We start from the raw sequence: 24,873 nt of genomic DNA, 5'->3' as shown, positions 1-24,873 counted from the left end.
TGCAAGTGGACGTCTTATGATTCAAGTCACCAATATTCATAAAGCCTTTGGGAGCAATCAAGTGCTTAAAGGTATCGACTTGACCATCGAAAAGGGCAAAGTGGTGGTCATATTAGGACCATCAGGTTCTGGTAAGACGACGTTTTTGCGGTGTTTGAATGCGCTTGAAATTCCAGATCAAGGTATCATCGCTTTTGATGATGGCAGCCTGACGGTCGATTTTGCCACTAAACCTAAGAAAAAAACCTTACTTGCGCTGCAACGTAAGTCGGGTATGGTGTTTCAATCTTATAATTTATTTCCACATAAGACAGCCATCGAAAACTTAATGCTTGGACCTACGGTGGTACAAGGGCAAAGTAAAGCGCAAGCACGCGAGCAGGCATTAGCATTACTCGATAAAGTGGGTTTGTCTGATAAGGCAGATCTCTATCCGTTTCAGCTATCGGGTGGTCAGCAGCAGCGCATTGGTATTGCTCGTGCATTGGCGATTGAGCCGTCTTTACTACTATTCGATGAGCCAACGTCTGCGCTTGATCCTGAGCTAGTACAAGATGTGCTTGAAACCATGAAACAGCTGGCATCAGAAGGTTGGACGATGGTTGTTGTTACTCATGAAATAAATTTTGCCCGCGATGTCGCTGATCATGTGGTTTTGATTGAAGATGGTAAAATTGTCGAAGAGGGCAGTGCTAAGCAGTTATTCGAGGACTCTAAGCATCCGCGTACGCAAGCGTTTTTACAGCGTATTGAACAGTAATAAGCTTAAAAGATGCTAAATAAAAAGCCCCAACTATATTCATAGTAGGGGCTTTTTTTTGATTCAACAGAAAGAAATCTAAGGCTATTAAAAGTGATTATAGGATATCGACTAAATCCTTTGCCGTCTTTTTAGCCAACGTGGTACGCGAGTAGTAGTACCATTTAGCACAGCGTTAAATAAAGCTGCTAGCAGTATGAGTATGACGCCGACATATTGAATCCAAGATAATGATTGATGCAGTAATAGCGTTGCCAAAGCAATCGCGGTTAGAGGCTCAAAGATAGTAAACACTGATGCACGGGTGGCAGGGAGCTTCTCTAATGCCTTCATATAAAGTGCAAAGGGTACGACGGTTCCAATCAAAGACAATCCTAATGCATAGCCCCAAGTAGATAAAGGTAAAGTTAGTAATTGTCCATAAGTGTTATAGGTTTCAGGTAGTAGTAGTAGTAGTAGCAGTATGCCAGCACTGATGATAATAGAGGTAAAAAATACTAAAGGAGCAGGGTGCGCGTCATGCATAGCGCGCTTACCCAATACCCCATATAGGGAATAACATACGCCTGATAATAAACCTAATGCAATACCCCAGTTGACTTGCGCCTGCTCACCTAACATCTTCAAGCCGACACCAAATACTGCCATGAGTGCCAGTAGGGCTGACTGCCGAGTAATGGATTCATTAAGTAAGAATGCGGAAAATAATAAGCTAAAAACGGGCGCAGTATATAGCAAGGCGACGGCAGGACCAGCACCGACATAGATAACGGCAAAAAAATAGCAAACCGACATACCGAGTACACCAATCAACGACTGTAGTGCCAGTCCGAGCCACTGTTTTGGACGCAACTTTATTAGCTTTGGCCATAGTTTTGGTAGCATAACGAGGATAATAAGAGCGGCGGTCACGATACGTAAAATGGTCGTTTGCCAGCCACTAAAGCCGATTTGGTTTAGGTAGGTTGAGAATATCCCTAAAGTACCCCAGCAGACAGCGGCTGTAATGATTTGAATGGTGCCTATCCATGACTGCCGTGCTGACATTGCGCTATCGGTATGTGCCATATCGCTCTCTATTTTTATTTGTTACCAGGTTCAAAGGATAAGCGGTCCAAGCCTTCTGGCTCATTACTTAATAATATGCTGAAATAACAAAAGACAACCTGATTAAAGGCTGCCTTTTGTTTATTTTTTCAGTCTATCATTAAAGCGTTAATTAAGTACTAACACAAGTCAGTTAGGCATAAAATGCAATTTATTTGAGTTAGATGCAGGCTTCACTTCAGCTTATTACCCTTTAGCGTTATATCCTCCAAACCAGCTTAAGCATCGTGATTTACACCTGAAGTAAAAAATTCGTCAATAAACGCTTGGCACCTTCGGTCGCAAATGACTCTGGGTGAAACTGCACGCCTTGAATCGGATAGTCTTTGTGCTGCACACCCATTATCTCATCACCAGCCAGCGCCGATTCAGTCAACTCTAAATCGTTATGTTCATCATTAGCGACGACAGCTGTGACAGTCAAACAATTTGGTAGCGTATCTGCTTGTACCATCAATGAATGATAGCGCATGATTTCTAAATGCTGCGGCAAATCATTATAAATGCCCGCACCATCATGACGAATGGCTGAAACCTTGCCATGCATCGGTACACTTGCGCGTATCACATCACCGCCAAATACATGAGCAATGCCCTGCATGCCTAAGCAAACGCCCAGTAGTGGCGTCGTTTTGCCCATCACTTCAATCACTTCGGCACAAATGCCAAAATAGGCAGGATCATCAGGTGACCCAGGACCGGGTGAGATAATAATACGGTCAAGACTCATCGCTTGTACGTCTGCTAAGGTGATTTCATTATTACGCTTGACGATGACATTTGCTTGTTTATCACTGTCCATCGTCTGCAAGATCTCACCGATATATTGATAAAGGTTAAAAGTAAATGAGTCGTAATTATCGATAATTAAAACATTCATGGGTAGCCAACTCTTTGATAAATTATATGTGGTTATGGGTTCATAAAGCTGTCTAGTACCACTTTCATAGCAGAAAGCTTACGCTGGATTTCTAGATATTCATCAGCAGGATTGGAATCGTACACATTGCCGCCACAAGTCTGTGCATAGGCCGATTCACCATTGATAAATAAGCTGCGAATAGGAATAGCAAAAATACAATCACCGTTAAAGTTAAAGGATCCTAATGCGCCGCCATAAGCACCACGACCATCTGGTTCAAGCTCGTTGATGACTTTTATCGCTTCAACTTTTGGTGCGCCTGACAATGTGCCGGCAGGGAAGTTGCTGGCAAGTGCGCTAAACATATCCTCATCGGGATGCAGAATACCGACGATTTCAGAGGAGATATGCTGTACGTGTGAGAAGCGTTTGATATCCATCAAATTACGCACTTTTACCGTACCAAATTGTGCGACGCGTCCGATATCATTGCGATGCAAATCGACCAGCATATTGTGCTCAGCAATCTCTTTGGCATCATTCAGTAGGGCACGCGCAAGTTTGCGGTCTTCGGCAACATCAACACCGCGCTTGGCTGTACCTGCGAGCGGATAGGTCTCCATCTCGCCCTGACGCAAGCGAAATAGCAATTCAGGTGAGGCACCGATGATGCATTGCTGAGCAAATTTCATAAAATACATATGGGGTGATGGATTGACTGCCCGTAGCTTTTCATAAATTGGCATCTTATCGCCCGCAATACGATATTTGGATTTAAAGCCGACTTCACATTGAAAGATGCGCCCAGAGATGATGTCTTCTTTGACTTGCATGACGACTTTAGCATGCTCTTCTTGACTCATACCATCACCTAAAAACTCTACGGTAGGCGGTTTATAGCTTGGGATAGGTGCATCAAGTAAGGCTTTGATTTGCTCGATGCGATTGTCTTGCTGAGCGGTTGGGTAATAAAAATAGAATATCTCACCGGTCATTTTATCGAGCGTCAAGCCATCTAGATAAACACCAAATTTGAAAGGTTCAAAATCATCGCTTGGCTTGGCATTAAGACTTGGCTCAAAGAAATTGACACAGTCGTAGCCTAGATAGCCGACAAGACCGCCACTTTGCTCACGGGCGATGACGTGCTGCGGAGTAATAGTACGTAAAAGCTGATAAGGATTGTCAGTCTGATAATGTTTGGTTTCAGCGGTTTTATTATCGGTAATAGCAAGCGTTGTGCGGTCGATGGCTGCAATGGTCATCACCGGATCAAAACCAATGGCATGGTGACGTGACATATGGCTGTCTTCACCCAAGGATTCGAGCAAATAACAGGTATCGAAAACCCGTTCAATACGTTTAAATAACGCGAAAAAATCAATATCTTGCGTCAGCTTTATCCGCTGCGGCTTGCTTGGAATATCAATAGTAGCAGGCTGGTCATATTGTAGTGTAGGAGAGGTCATAATGAGGTCCAAAGTAATTCAAATAGGTCTTATAAAATAAATTCAGCTAACATTCTTGGCGTTAATTGTCTTGTCTGTGGGTGGCTAGCAGTGCGCTTACATCGTGAATTTGCATGGCTTTGGCGCCGCGAGAGACCGTTGCGATGCCAACGCCCAACTGTTCGGAGATGTCACGCTGGGTGATGCCACGCTCGAGCAAATCAAAAATACAGATACGATTGGCAATCTCGTGTTGCTCTTTAGTCGTTAGTAGCGCTGTTAATAGCTCATCGATATCATTACTGTCATTGCAATGGGCTAAATGCGTCAACAAGCTACGATAAGGGTCAGTGCTCATAATATTTAATCTTAATAAAAAAAAGGTAAGTGGCTATCTTGTTTCAGTATTCTAGTACAGTAGTACATAAAAAACAAGTAAAGTGATGAATGTTTTAGCATTGCATGATTAAAGCGCTGTTTAAAAATATTAACTTCAGCATAAAAATAAAAAGCCAGCTAATCGTAATGAGCTGGCTTTACTATTAAAAATTTTGCTGGTGTTCTAAAGGACAATGAATGATAGATTCGAATGAACGATTATGCCTTTATATTGCTTATTTTACTGGACGAATAAACGGCATATGTCTATTCACATCTTTATATAGTAAGTATCTAAATGGACCCGGTCCGCCAGCGTAACAAGATTGTGGGCAGAATGCACGCAGCCACATAAAGTCACCTGCTTCAACTTCTACCCATTCACCGTTTAAGTGATAGACGGCTTTACCTTCTAATACATACAAACCATGTTCCATAACATGCGTTTCATCAAATGGAATCACGCCACCTGGTTGAAACGTGACGATATTCACATGCATGTCGTGACGCATATCAGACTGCTCGGTAAACCTGGTGGTTGTCCATACGCCATCAGTACCCGGCATCTCAATAGCTTCAACATCGTGATCGCTAGTTACAAACGCTTCAGGCACATCAATACCTTCACAGTGCTGATAGGCTTTACGTATCCAATGGAATTTAACGTGCTTATCGCTATTGTTTTTCAGCATCCATTTGCAGCCAGGTGGTAAAAATGCATAACCACCGGCTTCAAGATGATGCGACACGCCTTCAATAGTCATATCCATTTCACCTTCAACGATGAATACGACACCTTCGGCATTTGCATCTAGCTCAGGCTTTTCTGAGCCGCCATTAGGCGCAACTTCGACGATATATTGTGAAAAGGTTTCAGAGAAACCGCTTAAAGGACGTGCAAGCACCCACATGCGCATGCCTGTCCAAAAAGGTAAATAACTAATCACGATGTCGGTTAGTACACGTTTAGGAATAATCGCATAAGCTTCGGTGAAGATAGCGCGATCGGATAGTAATTGTGTTTGTGGAGGCAATCCGCCAGTTGGTGCGTAATAAGTACTTTTTGTTGTCATGGTTCGTGTTCCTTAGGGGTTTGGTGCCGCGATAAATTTGTGTCTGAACCTTTGATTTTTTATGCGATTAATGCTCTGACATTAGCACAATTTTTCATCAGTTGACGATAGCCATTAAGCCTGATTTTTAGCTTGCTCAGCAGATATATCAATGCAAACTTCCCAATCATCAATCTCGAATTCATGGCAGTTATTACCCTCGCCGTTGATACGATCAATCACTAAAAAGTCACAATCCGCTTTTAGCGCCAGTAGCGGATGATGCCAAACATTGGCATCATACTGTACACCTTGATGCGAATGAGCATAAAACACTTCTAAATCATCAGCTGATTTAGGCGCATCGCCAGCTTTTGCCACAACCACTATATAGTCTGTGCCATTCATAGAAAAGAACGCTTGCGTGCCAAATGGATGGTATTCCATCACCGATAACGTAATAGGGCAGTCACGTCTTTTAGTACGGAAAATACTAAAACCGACTTCTCCGCCATCATGAGTGACTTTTGAGATAGCATTATGACGACACGCAAAGCCACGATTGATATCCCAGCTGTTTTCAGGACACTTTTCTTGATCATCATAAGGCTCAATCACTGAGCCGTAAGGAGCAAAAGCAGCTTTAGTTAAAGGTTTAGCAATGATTGTGGTTTTCATAAGTTCACCTTTAGATTAATTAGCAATATTATTTATTTGTTCTAGCAACTTATTAAGTGATAGATCTATTTGAGATAAGAAAATACCGGACATAAGATATCGTTTTTAAGCAATTACAGCACTCAGGTATCAACTACCTTGAGCGTATCATCCGTTAGCTTACGTGGTTGCTACTACGTACGTGCTTATTAATATGATTATACGTCTTATGATTGTTGTTACGGCTACATCCAGTTGGCGGTGTTATCAGCCGTGGCTGGATGATTTTCATACCAGTGCTTGGCGATTTCATCGCGGCGGCAGATCCAAACGTCGGGTTTACTGGTGATATATTGTAAAAACTGTTTAAGCGCTTTAATGCGACCAGCACGACCAATGATGCGGCAATGCAAACCAATGGTTAGCATCTTGGGAGTGTCTTGACCTTCTTCATATAGAGTGTCAAAGCTGTCTTTTAAGTATTGATAAAAAGGTTCAGCATTGGTGAACCCAGGACTTGAAGAAAAACGCATGTCATTGGTCTCAAGCGTATAAGGAATGACCAGATGCGGTTTGCGAGCAATTTTGTTGCCTTCTTCTACTTTAACGTTGAGCCAGTACGGCAGCTCATCAGCATAAGAGTCAGAGTCATAAATGTAGCCGCCTTGTTCTGCGACCAGCTCGCGAGTATTTGGGCTATCGCGACCGGTATACCAGCCAAGAGGCTGATTGCCGACCATCCGCTCAAATATTTCAGTGGCGCGGCGTACATGTTCACGCTCGGTCTCGCGGTACATATATTGATAGGTAATCCAGCGCAGTCCGTGACTGGCAATTTCATGACCATCTTCTAGAATGCGCTCGACAATATGCGGTGTTTTTTCGGCAGCGGCTGCACAAGTAAAGGTAGTAATAGGTAAACCATATTCTTTAAAAGTATCTAGTACGCGCCAAACACCCACTCGGCTACCATATTCAAAGGCTGACTCAATCGACTGATGGCGGTTGTTAAATTCTGGCGTACCTAAAACATCTGATAAAAAACGTTCTGACTGACCGTCGCCATGCAAGACACTGTTCTCTGCGCCTTCTTCGATATTTAGCACAAACTGTACGGCAATCTTAGCGCCGCCCGGCCAATTGGCTTTGGGTGGATGGTCGCCATAGCCTTTTAAATCGCGTGGATAAGCGGCTTGATCAAAGTCGCTGGTTATCTTTTTTTTCATGGTGTTTTATCCTTTATAAAAACAGAGTAATAGATCTATTAGAAATGTAATAACTATTTTTTATTCTACTATTGCACTTCATCTTTCTGACTTCACTGCCTTATTCTACTATGGTGTCAGGATCTACTGCATAAGGGCGCATCAATACCCAATACACGATGCCACCTATTGCCGCGCCTAATAAGAAACCATAACCTTCAAGCTTAGTCAGTGCGGGTATCAATACCGTGGCGATAGAGAATAAAGCGCCGATTGCAAAGGCGATAAGCGCACGGATGTTCCAGCCTTTGTAGTAGTAATAAGCACCAGTTGGTTGAGCGGAAAATAAGTCATTCATATCGATATGTTGACGTTTAATTAGGTAATAATCGATGACTAAGATACCAAAGAATGGAGCGATAACCGCACCAATAGTATTTACAAAACCGACAATACCGATCTTACTGATGAATGATAGCCACAATGCACCAACGAAAAAGGCGATAACAGCAGTAATTAAACCGCCCATGCGAAAGTTAATATGCTTAGGAAATAAGTTAGCCAAATCGTAAGCAGGGGGAATAAAGTTTGCAACCATATTGATACCGACGGTTGCGGCAAAGAAGGTCAGCGCTGCAATGATGGTCAAGGGTAGAGAATCCACACGATCAACAATATCCGATGGATTGGTCAATGCTTCGCCAAATATTACTAGGGTTCCAGCGGTAATGACCAAGGCGATGAACGAGAAAAATACCATGTTAATCGGCAAACCGAGTAAGTTACCCAAGCGCATATCGCGCTCACTACGCAAAAATCGTGAGAAATCACCGAAGTTGATGACGACTGCTGCGAAATAAGCAACCATCGTACCGACGATAGCAGTAAATGCCTGTATGGAATTTCCACTATAATCGCTGCCACTAGCGAAGATAGAGTTAATCGCAGGTAACAACTCAGAGCCTGATTGATACCAGATGACGGCCATCAAGATGACCATAACGACATAGACTAGCGGTCCTGCCCAATTCAAAAAGTGCTTGATCGGCTCGATGCCTGCCCAAAACAGTAAAATCTGAAATACCCAAACGATGACAAAGGCAATCCAAGCGGTACTATTCAAGCCTAAAAATGTCGTATCTGGGCTACCTATGACAATAGTCAACAAGATGGCAACTGCAGTTGAGGCAAAGTAGGTCTGCACCCCGTACCAAAAGATACCGATAATAGCGCGTAAGATGGCAGGTAAGTTAGCGCCATTGATACCCATGCTGGCACGTATCAAGACTGGAAAAGGGATGCCATATTTGACACTGGGTTTACCAGTTAAGTTGACCATCAGCATGACGATGAATCCTGAGCAGATAATCGCTGCCATGACCCACCACCCATTCAGTCCATAACTCAAAAATAAGGAGGCCGCTAAGGTATAACCGAATAAGCTCTGAATATCATTGGACCAAACATTAAATATCGCAAACCAACCCCAATTACGCTGTTCAGGCTGTAGTGGGGCAAGATCTTCATTATATAATCTTGAGTTTTTGCGTTCTGGATTAAAGGTATTGCAATCATAGAGCGCGCTATTAGATTGAGTACTGAGCTGACTTCCTTGCTTATTCGCAGTGGACATCCTTTTCTCCCTTTAGATTGGAATCAATCGAAATAAACATTGTTAACACTTATTAATGTTTATTGTTAACACTTTAAGGATGTCTAGCTCATTGGTCAAGATAATTGTTTGATCAGCGTTTACTCTTCTTTGTCTAGAATGCTCATTTATAACCCTGAAGCATAAGCGACCAGTTGTTGGCGCTCTTCATCGCTTAGCTGAGTGATATTACCCAGTGGCATATAGCCACTTTGTACGGCAGTCACAATCTTAGCTTGATGAGTTTTTATGTCTGCAGGGGTTTGGATAATAATACCCGCTGGCGGCGCATTAAATCCAGCTTGTGTTGGTTGTGCCGCATGGCAAACGCTACATTTTGCTTCTACTACTTTCATGATAGCGTTGTCAGCTGAAGGAGCAACAGCTATTACTTCGTCGGTAGCGGCAGTTCCGCCAGCAACCGCATTGGGATCAGCCTCTGTAGCAGTAGCAGGTGCTACCGTATTTGTATCTTGAGTGACAGCAGCAGGCGGTGTATCTGTCGGTGCTACTTCAGTGACAGCAGGCGTCTTGATTGGAGAAACTGGTAATGGCTCGATAGGTGCTGGACGCATCCAGATAATCAATAGTACGGTTGCTATCGCAGGAATCACTAAGAATTTTGGTCTATGGCGACCCAAGTGTTTTTCGTTGAAGTAATGACGAGCTGTTGCCGTGATGACACCAATGAATACCAATATTAACCAACCATGCGCATGTGAATACATCATTGGATAGTGATTACTAATCATGATAAAGATGAGCGGCAAGGTAAAATAGTTATTCATCAATGAGCGGTTTCTGGCCATCAATGCCAAATCTGCTACTTCTGGACCTGGTTTTACGCCGCGGCGTACACAATCTACAAGTGCGCGCTGAGCCGGCATAATACCGAAGAAGACATTACCTGCCATGATAGTACCTAAAATGGCACCGACATGGATAAAGGATGCACGATCACTAAACAGCTGGTATGAGCCCCAAGTGGCGATAATCATGAGTACAAAGATAGTGATACTGAAAGCCAGTTTATTTTTGCCGACATTGCTGCGGACAATGACTTCATAAATAAAGTAACTACCGAATAAGAACAGTAGACTGGTCGATATAGCACCAACACTGCTACCAAAATCAACTTTGCTCGGATCAATCAAGTAAGCTGTGGCATTGATGTAGTAGACGATAATGAGCATCGCCATACCGGTTAGCCATGTGGTGTAGGCTTCCCACTTAAACCAATGCAGCGTTTTTGGCATCTCTTCAGGTTCGAGCTTGTATTTGGCAATTTCATAGAAACCACCACCATGTACTGCCCAAAGATCGCCTGAAATGCCTTTTTTGGCTTTCCATTCTGGTGGCTTCTGAAGACTCATATCTAGCCATACGAAATAAAATGATGCGCCAATCCATGCTACACCAGCGATAACGTGAAACCAGCGGAAAAATAAGCTTAGCCAATCGAGAAGATATGCACCCATGTTGTCAATGTCCTTTTATATTATTATATCTTGGTAACTCGTAACGACTTTTGCTCACCTTCGTTATTATAAAAGATTGTGATACAACGTAGCGATACCAGCATTATTCATTTGGTCTTAAATCACTGACCTCATTGTCAGGTGTTTAAAGTTTCCAGCACTCGTTTAGCCTTGTTTTATAAGGTTTCGAGTCATAAAGCTATAAAATCATGATCCGCGATAAGTGCCGTAGCCGTGTGCGCTAAGCAGTAGCGGCACATGGTAGTGACCGTTATCTTGTATCATAAAATCGATGACCACTTGCGGATAAAATACTGTGAGGTTTTGCGTATCAAAATATGCTTGGGTATCAAAGGTCAGCGTATAGCGACCGATATCTAAATGATACTCGGCAATATCAATTTCTGGGTTAAATGCCCAGCTATCTGGCGTCACGCGACCATCAGCGTTGGTGACACCGTTTGCCAATAATGATGGCTCGCCACTGGCACTAATACGATGTAACGTCACTGCGATGTCAGCGGCAGGCTTGCCAAGATGGGTGTCTAAAATATGTGATGAAAGAGTACCTGACATAATAATTCCTTTTATGTATGAGAGAGACAAAGCAAGATTTAAGCGTCGCCTAACAGTTTTTGTAAACGCAAACGCGTGATTTTATTTTGTTCAGTAGCCGCATTGAGCAATTCAGTCTCGCGATCATTTGGCAGGCGTGCTTGCAATAGATCAAGCATTTGCTGCGCGCTTTTACCAGTTGCAAAGACAATAAAGATAAAGCCGAATTTATCGAGATAGTCTTGATTGCCTTGTGCTAACGCTTCAAGTACCGCATCTTCAGCGTCATTGGCGCCTGATTGCTCATGAGCAGCACTGTCTTGCGTATTGCGATACTTCTCTTTTAATGAGTCGACATTGCCAATCTGTGGGTGACCATCAAAGGCTTCTAGCAAGTTAGCTTCATCCGCTTTAGCTTGTTGCCATGCGTCATCGCTTGCACTCAATAGTGCTTTTATATCTGCAAACGGACGTGCGTCTGCCAAGGTTTGCGCCCATTGGCTACTGGTACAGCATGTTAGAAATTCTGAGGTCGCATCGGCTTGCGAGAGGGCGTTCAGTTGCGCTAGTGATAAGCTCACAGTGATATCCTTATCTGTTGACACAAAGTGTTGACGGATACACATTTATCATTTGAGTGATATGAATTTATAAGGTACAGACAGTATCGTGTGCTGATATTAGTCTGTTGATTACTTAACTCAGGGAAAAACTCAGGTGAAAGTAGTATCGATTGAGTCATAATTGGTTAATATATATCCATTCTGCTTAAACCTGACTAAATGGTCAACTACTTTATGCAAAATATTTTTATTTTTTACTAGATATGCTAATAATCAGTGTGTTTATTCACAGTTTATCTTAAAGTCACGCTAGAATATGGTACTTACTGATATAAATGTCTAATGGTGCAACCTATGACTCAAATTTCTAAAGCAAAAGCTTCATCCGCCTCTGAGAGCGTGGTTCATCGCAATCAGCATGATATTCGTGCCCAAAACCAAGCGGTGATTTTGACTGCCGCTGAAGAAGAGTTTGTGCTGAAAAGCTATCGCGGTGCCACCATGCAAGGTATCGCCGATCGAGCAGGGCTGCCAAAAGCCAATGTGCATTACTATTTTAAAAGTAAGACCAATCTGTACAAAGTAGTTTTGCGTGCCATCATTCAAGAGTGGAATGATGGCTTGGTGACGATGACAGTAGACAGCGATCCGAGAACCGTTATCGAAAAGTTCGTCCGCACCAAATTGCATCAAGCATTTGCAAACCCAAATCGCCATAAGCTATTTGCGTTAGAGGTCATCGGCGGTGCCCCGCATTTACATGATTTTATGTCGACGGCGATGAAAGATTGGGCACTGGATAAAACACAAGTCATGAAGATATGGCATGAGCAAGGCAAAATCGCCATTGCTGACCCTTTACAGCTATTGATTTTGATTTGGGCAACCACGCAGCGCTATGCAGAGTTTGAAACAGAAATCGTGGGCTTAATGCAAAAGAGCGCGTATGATGAGACAGACGAGGCACGCGCTGCTGACTTCTTAATACCTTTTATACTACGAGGTTGTGGACTCGAGTAGTGGTAGATTGGAACAACTGCTATTACTAAATGGCTTGACGCATAAAGGATTGCTTTAACGATATCGCTGCTAATTAGCGCTTTATCATCAAGGCAATCCTTTTCTTTTGTCACTCAGCAAAGTCTTTTACATTGTCTTAGAAAATCATCTAACCCTTGATTCTTAAGCGGCTTCACGAGCAGGCTTCACGTCATCCTCAGCATGCTGGTCAGCCGTATCAAACTCCGCACCAAAACTTTTTGGTAAAATCATATCAAGCGTAATCGCGATAATACCCGATACGGTCACTGCTGAACCAAAGATATTACGGAACATCTGCGGCATTTGTGCAAAGACATCAGGCACAAAGGCAACACCCATCGCCAAACCTAGAGAGGTGGCAATAATTAAGATATTACGATGGGTAAAGTTTACGGTCGAAAGTATGCGAATACCAGCAGTCGCTACGGTTGCAAACATAAGCAGTGTCACACCACCAACTACTGGTTTCGGTAGCTGAGTGAAGATAGCACCTAGGATAGGGAATAAACCCATAAAAAATAAGATACCGCCGACATAGAAGCCCACATAGCGACTAGCGATACCCGTCATCTGAATAACGCCATTATTCTGGCTAAAAGTAGTGACTGGGAAGCTGTTAAAGATACCAGCAATGGCAGAGTTGACACCATCGGCTAGTACCCCACCTTTGATACGTTTCTCATATAGTGGACCTTTGATAGGCTCACCTGAGATCATCGACGTCGCGGTCAAATCACCAGCAGTCTCGATACTGGTAATGATATACATAAAAGCAATCGGTATAAACGCTTGCCAATCAAAACTAAAACCAAACTTAAAAGGCACAGGTACAGTCAGTAGCGGGGCTTGTGAGACTAATGAGAAGTCAATACGACCCATAAATGCTGCTACCAGCAAGCCTAACATCAGACCAATAAAAATAGCGCTTGAGCGAATAACTTTGTTAGGTACGATACTAATAAGCACGACACTGATTAAGACCCCGCCACCCAGTAGCAAATTCTCCATGCTACCAAAATTTTCTGCGCCAACACCGCCTGCTAGATCGGTTAGACCAACTTTGGTTAGGGACAAACCAATAGTGACAATGACACAGCCGGTGACGATAGGGCTCATCAAGGATTTAAGTTTAGTAATAAACTGACTCAAGAATATCTCGACAAAGGCGCCTAAGAATGTCACGCCAAAGATAACAGAGAGAATCTCCTCAGGACTACCACCTCGGTTTTTTACTACAAAACCTGCTGCTAACACTGCCGCTAAAAAACCAAAGCTGGTGCCTTGCAGAGCCATTAGCCCTGAACCGACAGGACCAAATTTACGGGTTTGAATAAAGGTTGAAACCCCAGATACCATTAGCGCCATACTGATCAGGTAGGGAATATGCTCACCTAGACCCAAAGCACCGCCAATAATCAATGAGGGCGTAATAACACCAACGAAAGCGGCGAGTACATGCTGTACCGCACCTAAAAATGCTTTTGCAGGCGCAGGACGGTCGTGCAGTCCGTACAATAAATCGGGATTTCCTTGAGTATGCTCACTCATTTTGGCTTTCTCCTAAAGTGACTTTTAGTCCAAGCTCTGTAAAGATATTTAGAGACAGCGTTACGTTGATAAATAGGAGACATATGAGGGTCTCTCTAAGCCCTTATCGCAGATTGCTGTTTACACAGTATCAAACACAGAGTCGCATGATCCTTATGCAAATACATGCAAGCAAATAACCAGTCTTTCTCAGTCTGACCGATAGTCGTATGTACAAACCTGACTAAATAGTCAACTATCTTAGGGTATATGTAATTGGCAGTATATTGCAATACTTTTTTTTGATATTCAGCGTTTATAAATAATCACTCAGTCGCTGATAACCGCCTCCGCATATAGGTGGAACTTATCTAGACAGCAATAGACTAAAGGTATTCATCAGATGTGCAGGTGCTGATACAAGCGTACAAAGATATTAAAAGAAAATTTTTCAGTTTAAATATTGCCAAATTGTTAATACTTCGTTATTATGCCTGTCAATATTTAAACGCTAATCATTATCATTAACATTAATAATGTCATTCTTATATGAAACTTAATAATTATTAAAGCATCAAGCTTTTTAGAAAGTGATTTTGGGCAAAAATTACTGATTATTGGTTTACTAAACGAGTTTTAAAATTCTTATACTAGATAAAGTGAGTATGTTATGCGCGAAGTAAAATTAGCAAGATTTTCTAGTCGATTGACCGTATTGTCTATGGGCGTAGCAGCAGTACTAGGGGCACAAGCGGCGAGTGCTGGGACCTCAGCAGATATGCCGAGCACTACCTTACAGACTATCACAGTGACGGCAAACAGCTCAGTACGTGAAAGCGTGCAAGAGGGCGATGTTGATGTTGAAGGCTATACCCCAGCTACGCAGGCAAGCCACTTAAGTGATTTTTTAAATGTCGTACCCGGTGTTACGGTAGGTGGTACGTCAGCAGTTAATCAACGCATTCGCGTACGTGGACTGGATGATACCAATCTAAAAGTCACTATTGATGGCGCTCGCCAAGAAGGCACGCTGTTTTATCATATGGGCGATGTGACCATTGACCCTGATTTGCTAAAACAAGCGGAAGTATCGGTCGGTAATAACTCAGTGACACTAGGTAACGATGCGCTAGGTGGCGCAGTTGCTTTTAAAACCGTTGATGCCGCTGATTTGCTAAAACCGGGGCAAAAAATCGGTGCCAAATTGCATGCAGGTTATGCTAGTAATAATGATGAATTGCTCACCTCAGCAACTGTGTTTGCTGCCCCAACAGATAATATAGACTTACTGGCTTATTATGGTCAGCGTAATGCCAATGCGGGTGAAGATGGCGAAGGTCGTAAGATCCAAACGGAAGATAGCAAAGGCGAGAATATTTTATTAAAGGCAGGTGCGTATATTGCCAATGATCATCACGTAGGGGCTAGCTTTAGCCGTACCGAAAACGAAGGCATGTTCCCGTTACGTCCAGATTTCCCAGCAAGCCCAGGCGTTGGCAGTTGGAATGAAATTCTGCCGCAAAAGGTTAAGCGTGATACCTATGGTTTAGACTATAGCTACAATCCTGCCAGTAACTTAGTCAATGTCGATACCAATGTTTATCAAACCGAAACGCAGATTTCACGCGATACCGACTATACGACAAAGCCAGGTTATAACTGGGAAGCGGGCGTAAAAACCACCGGCGCAAAAATTCAAAATACCAGTGTTATTGATACCAATGTCGGCAGCCATAAGCTAATCGCTGGTATTGAACACTATAAAAAAGAATCTGAGCTAGAGCGTGACTTTGTTAAAAAAGGCACCGATGAAGCCAAGAATACCTCTATTTATCTAGAAGATCAGTGGAAAAATGGCAAATTAACCTTAACGCCGGGCGTACGCTACGACCGTTATGAGTCGCCTGAATTTGTTGCTGGTGGCAAAACTTATGACAATGTCGTTGGTGCGCTTGCAGCAAGCTATGAGATTGCACCGTTAACGCAAGTATTTGCCAGTTATACGCAGTTATTTAATGGCCCTGATTTGAGCCAAGCGATCTTTAACTCAGACGGCGACAAAACCTACGTCAATAAAGACTTAAAAGCAGAAGAAGGATCAAATGCTGAGATTGGTATCGTTAAGACATTGCGTGACCTAACGGTAGCGGGCGATGCGCTACAACTTAGCGGAAAATATTTTGAAACTGATATCGAAAACTTTATTGAATTTGTCCGTTCTGGTGGTACTCGCGTTGGCTTAGACTGTGCCACTGGACAATCTGGTGGTGATTGTCAAGGCGCTGTTAATAGTAACGAAGATTTTAAAATTAAAGGTATTGAGCTCGCTGCTGACTATAAAATGGATAATTTTAGCATGGGTCTAAGCTATGCCCATGCACGTAGCAAAGGTGATAAAACGGGCTATAGCATCCCATCAGTAACGGGTGGCAGTGCCGACTCAGGCGATAAATATATGGTGAACTTGGCCTACGTACCAACAGACACCACCGAGCTGGGCTGGCGCAGTACCTATGTGGCTGCCATCACGCCCAAAACTGAATCTGCCCAGCCTGAAAAGTCTAACTATGATGTGCATGATATTTTTATGAGCTATATGCCAAAACAAGTCGAGGGTTTAAAAGCGACTGTTGGGGTTTATAATATCTTTGATGAAACCTATGCCAGCCATGCGTCACGTTCGCTTGCAGAACAAGCAGATGGTTTGCGTACCGACTTTGAACCCGGTCGCAATATCAAAGCATCTTTAACCTATCAGTTCTAAATTTATACTGATCATGCGTAAAAAATGAGTATCAAAAAAGCCAGCTGCTTTGTATAAGAGCTGGCTTTTTTATGTTGAAACCTCTTTTTTAAACCAGATGTCTTTTTTAAATCGTTTTATGCGTCTTTAACACATCAGCATTTAGCGCATTATTCTAACGCTAAAATTAACAAAGAATAATAATCAATGATTTCATTTAACTCACGCCAAACTTGCCTATGGATTCACCGTTATACTGGACTTGTGATGGCCGCTTTTTTACTTATGGCTGGTATAACGGGCGCGCTATTGGCATTTCACGATGAGCTGGACGCGGTATTTAATCAGCGTTTGGCGGTTGTTGAGCAAGCGCAGATACCGCCATTGTCTATCGCCACCTTGCATGACAAGGTGATTAGCCATTATCCAGAATACAGTTTTTCGACCATGCCAGTAGCAATCGAGCCTAACCGCGCCGTCGTCTTTGCGGTTGATAAATATAAAGGCGATGTAAAGGTAGAACCTGCGCCTTTATTTCAAGAGGTTTATATCAATCCCTATACTGCGGATATCATTGGCACGCGTGATAAAGACGAATGGGCATGGCGCAATACCATGTGGAAGGTGTTCTGGCTGCATCGTGAGTTGTTGCTTGGTGATATTGGTAAGTTAGTACTAGGTATTATTGCGCTTGTTTGGACGATTAATTGTTTTATTGGATTTTATTTAACCTTTCCAAGAGCGGTTAAAAAGAATCAGGTACCGCCCCAATATCCTACTAAAAAACGGGCTTCTTTATTAAAACGCTGGCTGCCTGCGTGGAAAATCCGCACCAAAACCAATACCTTTAAGCTTAATTATGACGCGCATCATGCGTTTGGTTTATGGTTGTGGCTGATGCTGTTTGTGATTGCATGGTCAAGTGTGGGGTTTAATTTGCAGCAGATCTATAAGCCAGTGATGCAAGCGGTGGTCGGTCTTGACGGTAACAAAGGCAAAGAAGGTAAATCAAATAAAGCAGATAAATCTAGCGCGCCAGTTAGCACTGAAATGATCACTGCTAATATTGTTAATAAAGCCAATAGTATCAATTATTTAAGCAAGCAAGCAACTATTGCCGCGCAAGAAAACGGACTGACCGTACAGCAATTATTGGGTATTCGCTGGGTTGAGGAAGATAAGCAGTGGCAGATGCGCTTTAAAACCAATCAAGACATCGGCAAGAAAAGTGGCGCGTCTTCAATTGCAGTCAATGCAAGAGATGGTAGTGTTGAGAAAATAAATTTTGCTTATCAAAACGCCTCATTTGGTCATAAAGCTGACCAATGGCTATCCACCTTACATATGGGACATATCAGTCATGGTGCCGGTCATCTGGCATATCAAATATTCTTGGCATTGATTGGACTAGCCGTTGCCGTCTTGTCTGGTACTGGGATATATTTGTGGTGGAAAGGTCGACAGCAACGCTTAAAATCTTTGCGAAAGCTGAGATAAAATTGGTCTTAAAGTGACAAAGCCGTTTACAAGTACAATTTTAAACCGTATCGATAATCACTGGTCGACCTTGGTGATTGATTACAGTGACATCAACGTTATAGAGATCTTTCATGGTCTCTTGGGTAATGACATCGATAGGGCATCCAATAGCTTGTACTTGACCGTCCTTCATGGTCACCACCGTATCAGCGAACTGGGCGGCTTGATTGATGCCATGGAGGACAATGACCACGGTTTTTTGCTGGCTATGACTTAACTCACGCAGCTCACGCATCAAGCGACCTGAATGATACATATCGAGATTATTTAGCGGCTCATCAAGCAATAAATACGGTGTATCTTGGCAAACAATCATCGCAATCAGCACCCGTTGCCGCTGTCCACCCGATAAGGCAGATAAAAAACGCTCCGCTAATGGCTCTAGCTCAAAGCGTTCGATAATCTCAGCCACTTTTTCCTGATCGCTTGCCGTTGGACGACCTTGATGATACGGATAGCGCCCAAACATCAGTAATTCATGCACCCGCAGCCGCCCTTGTACTTGATTGTCTTGACTGAGCATCGCTACTGTTGTCGCAAGGGTACGCGCATCGCATTGAACAATATCACGTTCCTCATTATCTACAGCAAAGCTCACTTGTCCGCTTTGCAAGGATTGCAACCGCGCCATCACCGAAAATAACGTCGATTTACCGGCACCATTGGGACCAATTAAAGCGATGACTTGTGACGGTGGCAATAATAAGTTGATATCGTGCAAAATCTGCTGCTTGCCAATATGATGCGATACACCCGTTATTTTTATCATAATGCTTCTTTTTTAAGCTGAATGTTTAATAAGTGATTAGAGTTTTTAATTCAAGCGCCGTTGGCTCATAAATATCAAGGCTAAAAATACCAAGCCGCCTGCCAGCTCAATCACGACGGACAGGACACCCGCCATACCGAGCACTTGCTCAAATATGCTCTGCCCAAGTACCAAGCAAATCATCGCTACTAAACTCACTAAAATAAGCCGCTCACTGTGATACATATGACGCGCCATTCGATTGGTTAAGGCACAGACCAGTAAGCCAAAAAAGGTCACTGGACCAACCAATGCGGTAGCCGTAGCAACCAATACCGCGATGACAGTTAATAGCCCAAATGCCAAACGTTGATAGTTAATACCGAGATTAGTTGCCTGCGCTTTACCCAACATGAGCACATCACATTGATACCGCCAGCGCCAAATAAATAGCGCACTTACGACACAAATAAATAGGCTAATGCTTAATAGCTGCGGATTGACCGTATTAAACTGCGCGTAACTTGCCGATTGCACCACCACAAAATCATCTGGATTAATCAGTCGCGCAATCAGGGCTGATAAGCTGCGAAACAAGACGCCAAAAATAACCCCTACCAATATCAGCCGCGTTAAGTCCTGAATGCTTTTGGAAAACAGTAATTTAAACAGCAGCAACGACGAACCAAACATCAATACAATCTCAAGCGAAAATTTGGCAATCGGATTAAAACTAGTAAAGCTAATCGCCCCTAAGAAAAATACCAATACGCTTTGTAATAATACATAAAGCGAATCAAAGCCCAATAATGAGGGCGTGAGGATAGGGTTATGGGTTAAAGTCTGGAAAAGCAGAGTAGAGACCCCAATTGCGTAGCCGACCACCATCAGCGCCAATAGTTTTTTACCCCGTAGTGGCAGGGCAAAGTCCCAATGCCCATGGACATTGACGGTTAAAAATAATATGGCGGAGATTAATAAAACAAGAGCAGCAACAGATTTAGGATGTTGACTGATAGCTAAGCATAGCCTTGCCCAGAATTTTGCCAATGGGTTCAGGTTGGCGGTAGCACTCTTAGCAGCACTATCAATAGTAGCATCAGTCGTTTGACCAGACGAGGCAGAAGATAAAAACATACGCTAATCTTATAAAAGAGAATGGCAAGTAAAACAATGATAACTTAGATAATCTAACTCATTTAGGACTCAGCAGGCGCACGTAATAATAGCCATAAAAACACCACCGTTCCGACCACGCCAAAGACGGTCGCTACCGGAATCTCGAACGGATAGCGAATCGAGCGCCCGATAATATCGCAAAGTAATACCGCTGAAGCGCCCAATAACGCTACCGCTGGCAAGCTACGCCTGAGCTTATCGCCCATAATGCGACTAACGATATTCGGCACGACCAAACCAATAAAAGGAATCATTCCAACCGTAACCACGACCACGGCACTCATCATGGCGACCATACCAACGCCAATCCACGTCACATGACGCTTACTAATACCCAAATTTAAAGCAATATTATCGCCCAAACCAATAATGGTCAGCTTATCGGCGATAATATAAGCGATAATACATAGCACGCCAGTCAACCATAACAGCTCATACCGTCCTGACAACACGCTTGAGAAGTCACCAAATTGCCAAACGCTGAGCATCTGTAACGTTTCTGTTTGATAGGCAATAAAGGTGGTAATAGCATCAATAATCCCGCCAAAGACAATACCAATCAACGGAATCATCAAGAAATCTGTCGGCGGAATACGATGAATCAGCAGCATAAAGAGCATCATGCCAAATACCGCCGCAATGGTTGCCACACTCATCTTTACAATTAGCGCGCTGGCCGGAAAGAATAGACTCACCACCAATAAGCCAAGGGCAGCGCTTTGAGTTGCGCCCACCATAGACGGCTCAACAAAGCGGTTCTTGAGTACCACTTGAATAATCATACCTGCCACTGCCATGGCGATACCGGTCAAAATAATAGCAATCGTCCGTGGTAAGCGGCTGACCAGCATCAGCGAGCTGTCTGAGTTTGCACTATGATTGATGAGGCTATGAAAAACACCTGACCATGAAAAGTCAGCAACCCCAATAGATAAACTTAGCAATACCAACATTCCCATGATGACAAAGCTTGCGGTATTTATTAACCAAGGTGCTATTTTTGCGTGTCGTGATTTAGAGTTTAACTGACCATTTATCTTCTGCTGCCGTTGTGATGGTGCAGAAGATAGGGGTTTATCGCTATTAACTTTATCTATATTGGTAGCGTGATTAGAAAATAACGACATAACGACTGTTAACTTATGATTAGCGTAAAGGGTAGACGCAAGAATGGGCACTTACGTCTGGTTTTCAACGAATAAAAATATTTACTTTGCTTGGCTAAATGCCGTTTTAATCGCGGTCAAATCTTGCATCCACTGATAATAACCGCCAAATGCAAGGTATGAATCTGGGCTTAGATAAACCACTTGAGATTTTTTCCAAGCTGTCGTTTGCGCGACTAATGGATTGTCCAAGACGGCTTTTGCACCAACGTTTTCTTCACCGATAGCCGCGCTACGGTCAATTACAAACAACCAGTCAGGGTTGGTTTTTTGCAAGTATTCAAAGGAAACCGGCTGACCATGATCGGCGTCTTTTATCTGATTATCTACCATCGGTACGCCGAGTACGGTATGGATAAAGCCAAAACGTGACTTAGCACCGTAAGCAGACAACTTATTACCATTAACCATGATGACCAAGCCATTGCCTTTATCTTTGGTCGCTGTTTTCGTCTCATCAATAAGACCGTCGATATCCTGTTGCAGCTTCAAGGCTTGATCGCTCTTGCCAAATAACGCACCCAAATCATGCAAGCGCTGTTTGCTAGACTCATAGATATTGGCAGTATCAATACTCATATCAAGCGTTGGGGCGATGCTTGAGAGCGCATTATATTTCTCTGCCATACGCGAGCCGACCAAGATAGCTTGTGGCTGCATTGCATTTAATGCTTCAAGATCTGGCTCAAATACCGTGCCGACTTCTTTCGGATCTGGTTGAGTTTTTGAATGCAGATTATTCAATTTTAGACCGCTCGGCATGCCATCAACAGCGACATCGAGCGCTGCCAAATCCTGCATCAAGGTCATGTCATAAACCACTAGCGGCGATGGGTTGATTGCCAAATCAACAGATCCCTTGATGGTATCAACGCTAATAGTGGTCACAGAAGCCGCCTCGTTAGTGGCGACATTTTTGGCTTTATCAGCGGTTTTATTTTCGGTGTTGCTATCTGCGGGTTCTGAGTCATTAGATTCAGGAGCGCTACAGCCAGTTACAGTAATACTAGTAAGCAGTGCTGTCATGAGTGCAGCTATTAAGGGACGTTTAAAAACAGGAGTAGCACGGTGGCTAGAGAGTGAGGTAGTAGACATAGATAACTCGGTATAGGACGGGTTTTGGCAGTTTTATACAACCTGCTCGATAAAAATCTTCATTTAACGGCAGGTTAAATGATTCGGTGTTTTATTATAAATTGGGTAAATAATTCAGCCGCCATCATAAAGTAATTGAGACGTATTATCAATAAAGATGATAATGATTTTTATTAACTAAGTGTATTCAGGTTATAATAGACTCGCATACTGACCTAGATTGAACTTAAAAAATTCACAATAACGCCTGAAATATTAGAAATTTACTATTGATAATAATTATCGTTTGCATTATTATCACCACCATTCTATGACGGTTAAATGCTAGAGTATTATGAGTTCAACGGATTTAGAGACGCCCCCACTTAAATCAATCTTGATAGCGATACTAGTTGTAGTAGGGCTTCACGTGCTCACGGCAGTGGCATTGGTGGCAATGAAACCGTCTGCACCCAAAGTCGCGCTGCCCAAACAGACGCCGCCTATTGAAATAGAGCTGGTATCATTACCTGCTGCGTTACCTAAAGAGCCGGTAAAAGTTGTGAAATCTGTTGAAAAAGAAGTGACTAAGGTTGTGATAGATAAAAGCACGCCAGCGCCAAAACCGCAGGCTATAATAAAACCAAAGCCAGTCACAGAGACGCCAAAACAACCAGTGGTACAAGAACGCAAACCTGATATTACACCGCTAGTCAAAAAAGAAAAGACAACGTCGATTGCTCAAGAAAAGCCGTCACAAAAACAGACTAAGCAAGAAGAGCCAAATCCCGCCATTGATAAAGCCATATCTGAGCAGCTTGCTAATAACCAAAAGCTTAACAATCAGCAAGCTGAGCAACGTCGACTTGTAGCAGCACAAGCGGAAAAAGCAGCGCAAGAAGTACAGCTGCAACAGGCTCAGGAAGCGCAAAGAGTAGCAAATGCTAAAGCCGCTCGAGATGCCCAAGCTAAAGCGAGTGCCGAAGCAGCAAGAGCGGCTAAGCAAGCAGAAGAGGCCGCTAAAGCAGCTGCTGAAAGTAATGAGCCTGTCAATTTTACCGCCAGCTCAGCAAATTGGGTATCAGCCCCAAACTTCAGTTTCCCTGAGCGCGTTGCACGACGAGCAAATTCGGGTGATACGCTCAACGTAGTATTGATACTCAGGGTAAATAAGCAGGGCGGGATCGATAATGTGCGTATCGCTCAATCTTCGGGAAATGCGGCATTGGATAAAGAAGCGACGCGGCAAGTGCGCTCAGGCAAGTTTAAACCCTTTACTAATAATGCTGGCGTACCAGTGGTTGGCAATGTGACCTTGCCTGTGAGCTACGCAGTACCTTAATGATTATCCATCTATAAAAACATACATTCTAATCTTTTCACGATAAGACTAAATGCGATAGTCGCTGCAGGTTTATGTGATGGCACAACTTACTAGGGAGTCTGACATGGACTTTACAACTTACTGGCAATATAGCGACATGGTGACTAGAACCTTGTTCTTTTTACTGCTCGCTTTATCTATCATCTCTTGGGTCACGGGCATCATTCGGGTGCTACAAAGCCGAAAATTGGTGACGACTGTTGCTGATGATTTGAGCCAGCAGATGCAGACAAAACGCTCAGATCTAAGCGTGGCAGATGCAGCGACGCGGCGTTTGATTACTGAGCAAACCTTGCTAAAGCACATTGGTCGCTACCGTTTTGCTAGCGAGCGTGGTCTGCCTATCCTTGGTACGACAGCAGCGATTGCACCGTTTATTGGTCTGTTTGGGACAGTATGGGGTATTTTCCATGCCCTACGTAATATTGGTATGAGCGGACAAGCAGGACTTGGGCAGGTAGCGGGACCGGTCGGAGAGGCACTTATCATGACCGGTTTAGGAATAGCCGTAGCGATTCCAGCGGTAGTGTTCTATAACCTTGCTGTACGTATTAATCGTAGCATCATGTACCATGCAAATGATCGCGCCCATGATTTACTGGCGCAATCTGCTGAGCTAGCAGTCACACAACAATCATTAATAAATAATGAACCTGCCGTGACTCAAGCTCAGTTAGTAAAAGGTAATCATACAGAGACGCAAGCCCCTCAACAAACAGAACATTATCATGAATCAGCACCATCACAGCCGTAACT

22 protein-coding genes are annotated in these 24,873 nt (G+C 43.3%); 6 read left to right on the top strand and 16 right to left on the bottom strand.

Annotated elements, in window-relative coordinates; translation table 11 throughout:
* Positions 1-16 precede the first annotated feature (16 nt).
* Positions 17-760, top strand: coding sequence for an amino acid ABC transporter ATP-binding protein (locus VLA57_RS03155; protein WP_011514246.1), 744 nt, complete (start codon positions 17-19; stop codon positions 758-760).
* A 111-nt stretch (positions 761-871) separates the two neighbouring features.
* Here the strand turns inward: VLA57_RS03155 and VLA57_RS03150 are convergent, their stop codons facing one another.
* From VLA57_RS03150 to uraD, 11 genes are all read right to left on the bottom strand, one after another.
* Positions 872-1,828, bottom strand: coding sequence for a DMT family transporter (locus tag VLA57_RS03150; protein WP_333954333.1), 957 nt, complete (start codon positions 1,826-1,828; stop codon positions 872-874).
* Positions 1,829-2,099: 271 nt separating this feature from the next.
* Entirely contained in the window at positions 2,100-2,747 is a 648-nt protein-coding gene (locus tag VLA57_RS03145; RefSeq protein ID WP_133105098.1) for an anthranilate synthase component II, read from the bottom strand.
* Positions 2,748-2,779: 32 nt separating this feature from the next.
* Positions 2,780-4,198 (bottom strand): anthranilate synthase component I family protein, encoded by a 1,419-nt coding sequence (locus VLA57_RS03140; protein ID WP_133105097.1) that lies wholly within the window; start codon positions 4,196-4,198, stop codon positions 2,780-2,782.
* A gap of 61 nt (positions 4,199-4,259) precedes the next feature.
* A complete protein-coding gene (locus VLA57_RS03135; RefSeq protein WP_011514242.1) occupies positions 4,260-4,535 on the bottom strand; it encodes a Trp family transcriptional regulator in 276 nt (91 codons plus the stop codon).
* 256 nt (positions 4,536-4,791) lie between these two features.
* The gene (locus VLA57_RS03130; protein WP_333954332.1) at positions 4,792-5,628 is read right to left on the bottom strand and encodes a bifunctional allantoicase/(S)-ureidoglycine aminohydrolase; all 837 of its coding nucleotides are present in this window, start codon (positions 5,626-5,628) and stop codon (positions 4,792-4,794) included.
* A 114-nt stretch (positions 5,629-5,742) separates the two neighbouring features.
* Positions 5,743-6,285 carry an ureidoglycolate lyase gene (locus VLA57_RS03125; protein ID WP_011514240.1) on the bottom strand — a complete coding sequence of 181 codons (543 nt, stop codon included), beginning with the start codon at positions 6,283-6,285 and terminating at the stop codon, positions 5,743-5,745.
* 224 nt (positions 6,286-6,509) lie between these two features.
* A complete protein-coding gene (gene puuE, locus VLA57_RS03120; protein ID WP_011514239.1) occupies positions 6,510-7,490 on the bottom strand; it encodes an allantoinase PuuE in 981 nt (326 codons plus the stop codon).
* Between the two features lie 100 nt (positions 7,491-7,590).
* Positions 7,591-9,102, bottom strand: a complete 1,512-nt coding sequence (locus tag VLA57_RS03115) for an NCS1 family nucleobase:cation symporter-1 (RefSeq protein ID WP_133105094.1) — start codon at positions 9,100-9,102, stop codon at positions 7,591-7,593.
* Positions 9,103-9,248: 146 nt separating this feature from the next.
* Positions 9,249-10,598 (bottom strand): urate hydroxylase PuuD, encoded by a 1,350-nt coding sequence (locus tag VLA57_RS03110; RefSeq protein ID WP_133105093.1) that lies wholly within the window; start codon positions 10,596-10,598, stop codon positions 9,249-9,251.
* A 207-nt stretch (positions 10,599-10,805) separates the two neighbouring features.
* Positions 10,806-11,174, bottom strand: a complete 369-nt coding sequence (gene uraH / locus VLA57_RS03105; RefSeq protein WP_011514236.1) for a hydroxyisourate hydrolase — start codon at positions 11,172-11,174, stop codon at positions 10,806-10,808.
* Between the two features lie 38 nt (positions 11,175-11,212).
* A complete protein-coding gene (uraD, locus tag VLA57_RS03100) occupies positions 11,213-11,734 on the bottom strand; it encodes a 2-oxo-4-hydroxy-4-carboxy-5-ureidoimidazoline decarboxylase (protein WP_020444093.1) in 522 nt (173 codons plus the stop codon).
* Positions 11,735-12,070: 336 nt separating this feature from the next.
* On the opposite strand from uraD, the gene VLA57_RS03095 reads away from it, so the two are divergent.
* Entirely contained in the window at positions 12,071-12,736 is a 666-nt protein-coding gene (locus tag VLA57_RS03095) for a TetR/AcrR family transcriptional regulator (RefSeq protein ID WP_011514234.1), read from the top strand.
* A gap of 162 nt (positions 12,737-12,898) precedes the next feature.
* Here the strand turns inward: VLA57_RS03095 and VLA57_RS03090 are convergent, their stop codons facing one another.
* Complete coding sequence (locus tag VLA57_RS03090; RefSeq protein WP_011514233.1) at positions 12,899-14,305, bottom strand: uracil-xanthine permease family protein; 1,407 nt, start codon at positions 14,303-14,305, stop codon at positions 12,899-12,901.
* A gap of 649 nt (positions 14,306-14,954) precedes the next feature.
* Here VLA57_RS03090 and VLA57_RS03085 point away from each other — a divergent pair.
* Positions 14,955-17,048, top strand: coding sequence for a TonB-dependent receptor domain-containing protein (locus tag VLA57_RS03085; protein WP_333954326.1), 2,094 nt, complete (start codon positions 14,955-14,957; stop codon positions 17,046-17,048).
* A 186-nt stretch (positions 17,049-17,234) separates the two neighbouring features.
* Positions 17,235-18,524, top strand: a complete 1,290-nt coding sequence (locus tag VLA57_RS03080) for a PepSY-associated TM helix domain-containing protein (protein WP_333954324.1) — start codon at positions 17,235-17,237, stop codon at positions 18,522-18,524.
* 40 nt (positions 18,525-18,564) lie between these two features.
* Here VLA57_RS03080 and VLA57_RS03075 read toward each other — a convergent pair whose 3' ends face one another.
* The 4 genes from VLA57_RS03075 to VLA57_RS03060 all read right to left on the bottom strand — a co-directional run bounded on the left by VLA57_RS03075 (position 18,565) and on the right by VLA57_RS03060 (position 22,754).
* Complete coding sequence (locus tag VLA57_RS03075; RefSeq protein ID WP_333954323.1) at positions 18,565-19,335, bottom strand: ATP-binding cassette domain-containing protein; 771 nt, start codon at positions 19,333-19,335, stop codon at positions 18,565-18,567.
* 45 nt (positions 19,336-19,380) lie between these two features.
* On the bottom strand, positions 19,381-20,451 hold the full coding sequence (locus tag VLA57_RS03070; RefSeq protein WP_333954322.1) for an iron chelate uptake ABC transporter family permease subunit: 1,071 nt from the start codon (positions 20,449-20,451) through the stop codon (positions 19,381-19,383).
* Positions 20,452-20,513: 62 nt separating this feature from the next.
* Positions 20,514-21,620 (bottom strand): ABC transporter permease, encoded by a 1,107-nt coding sequence (locus VLA57_RS03065; RefSeq protein ID WP_133105088.1) that lies wholly within the window; start codon positions 21,618-21,620, stop codon positions 20,514-20,516.
* 81 nt (positions 21,621-21,701) lie between these two features.
* Positions 21,702-22,754 (bottom strand): siderophore ABC transporter substrate-binding protein, encoded by a 1,053-nt coding sequence (locus VLA57_RS03060; protein WP_133105087.1) that lies wholly within the window; start codon positions 22,752-22,754, stop codon positions 21,702-21,704.
* A gap of 334 nt (positions 22,755-23,088) precedes the next feature.
* On the opposite strand from VLA57_RS03060, the gene VLA57_RS03055 reads away from it, so the two are divergent.
* Entirely contained in the window at positions 23,089-24,075 is a 987-nt protein-coding gene (locus VLA57_RS03055; protein WP_133105086.1) for an energy transducer TonB, read from the top strand.
* A 106-nt stretch (positions 24,076-24,181) separates the two neighbouring features.
* Positions 24,182-24,871: a MotA/TolQ/ExbB proton channel family protein gene (locus tag VLA57_RS03050; RefSeq protein ID WP_133105085.1), complete on the top strand. Its 690-nt coding sequence runs from the start codon at positions 24,182-24,184 to the stop codon at positions 24,869-24,871.
* Positions 24,872-24,873: the final 2 nt, after the last annotated feature.

It is taken from the genome of Psychrobacter sp. S4(2024), from assembly GCF_036861305.1.
GTDB lineage: Bacteria > Pseudomonadota > Gammaproteobacteria > Pseudomonadales > Moraxellaceae > Psychrobacter > Psychrobacter cryohalolentis.
The sequence above is the reverse complement of the archived record's forward strand: the minus strand, read 5'-3'. Positions and strand labels throughout refer to the sequence as shown.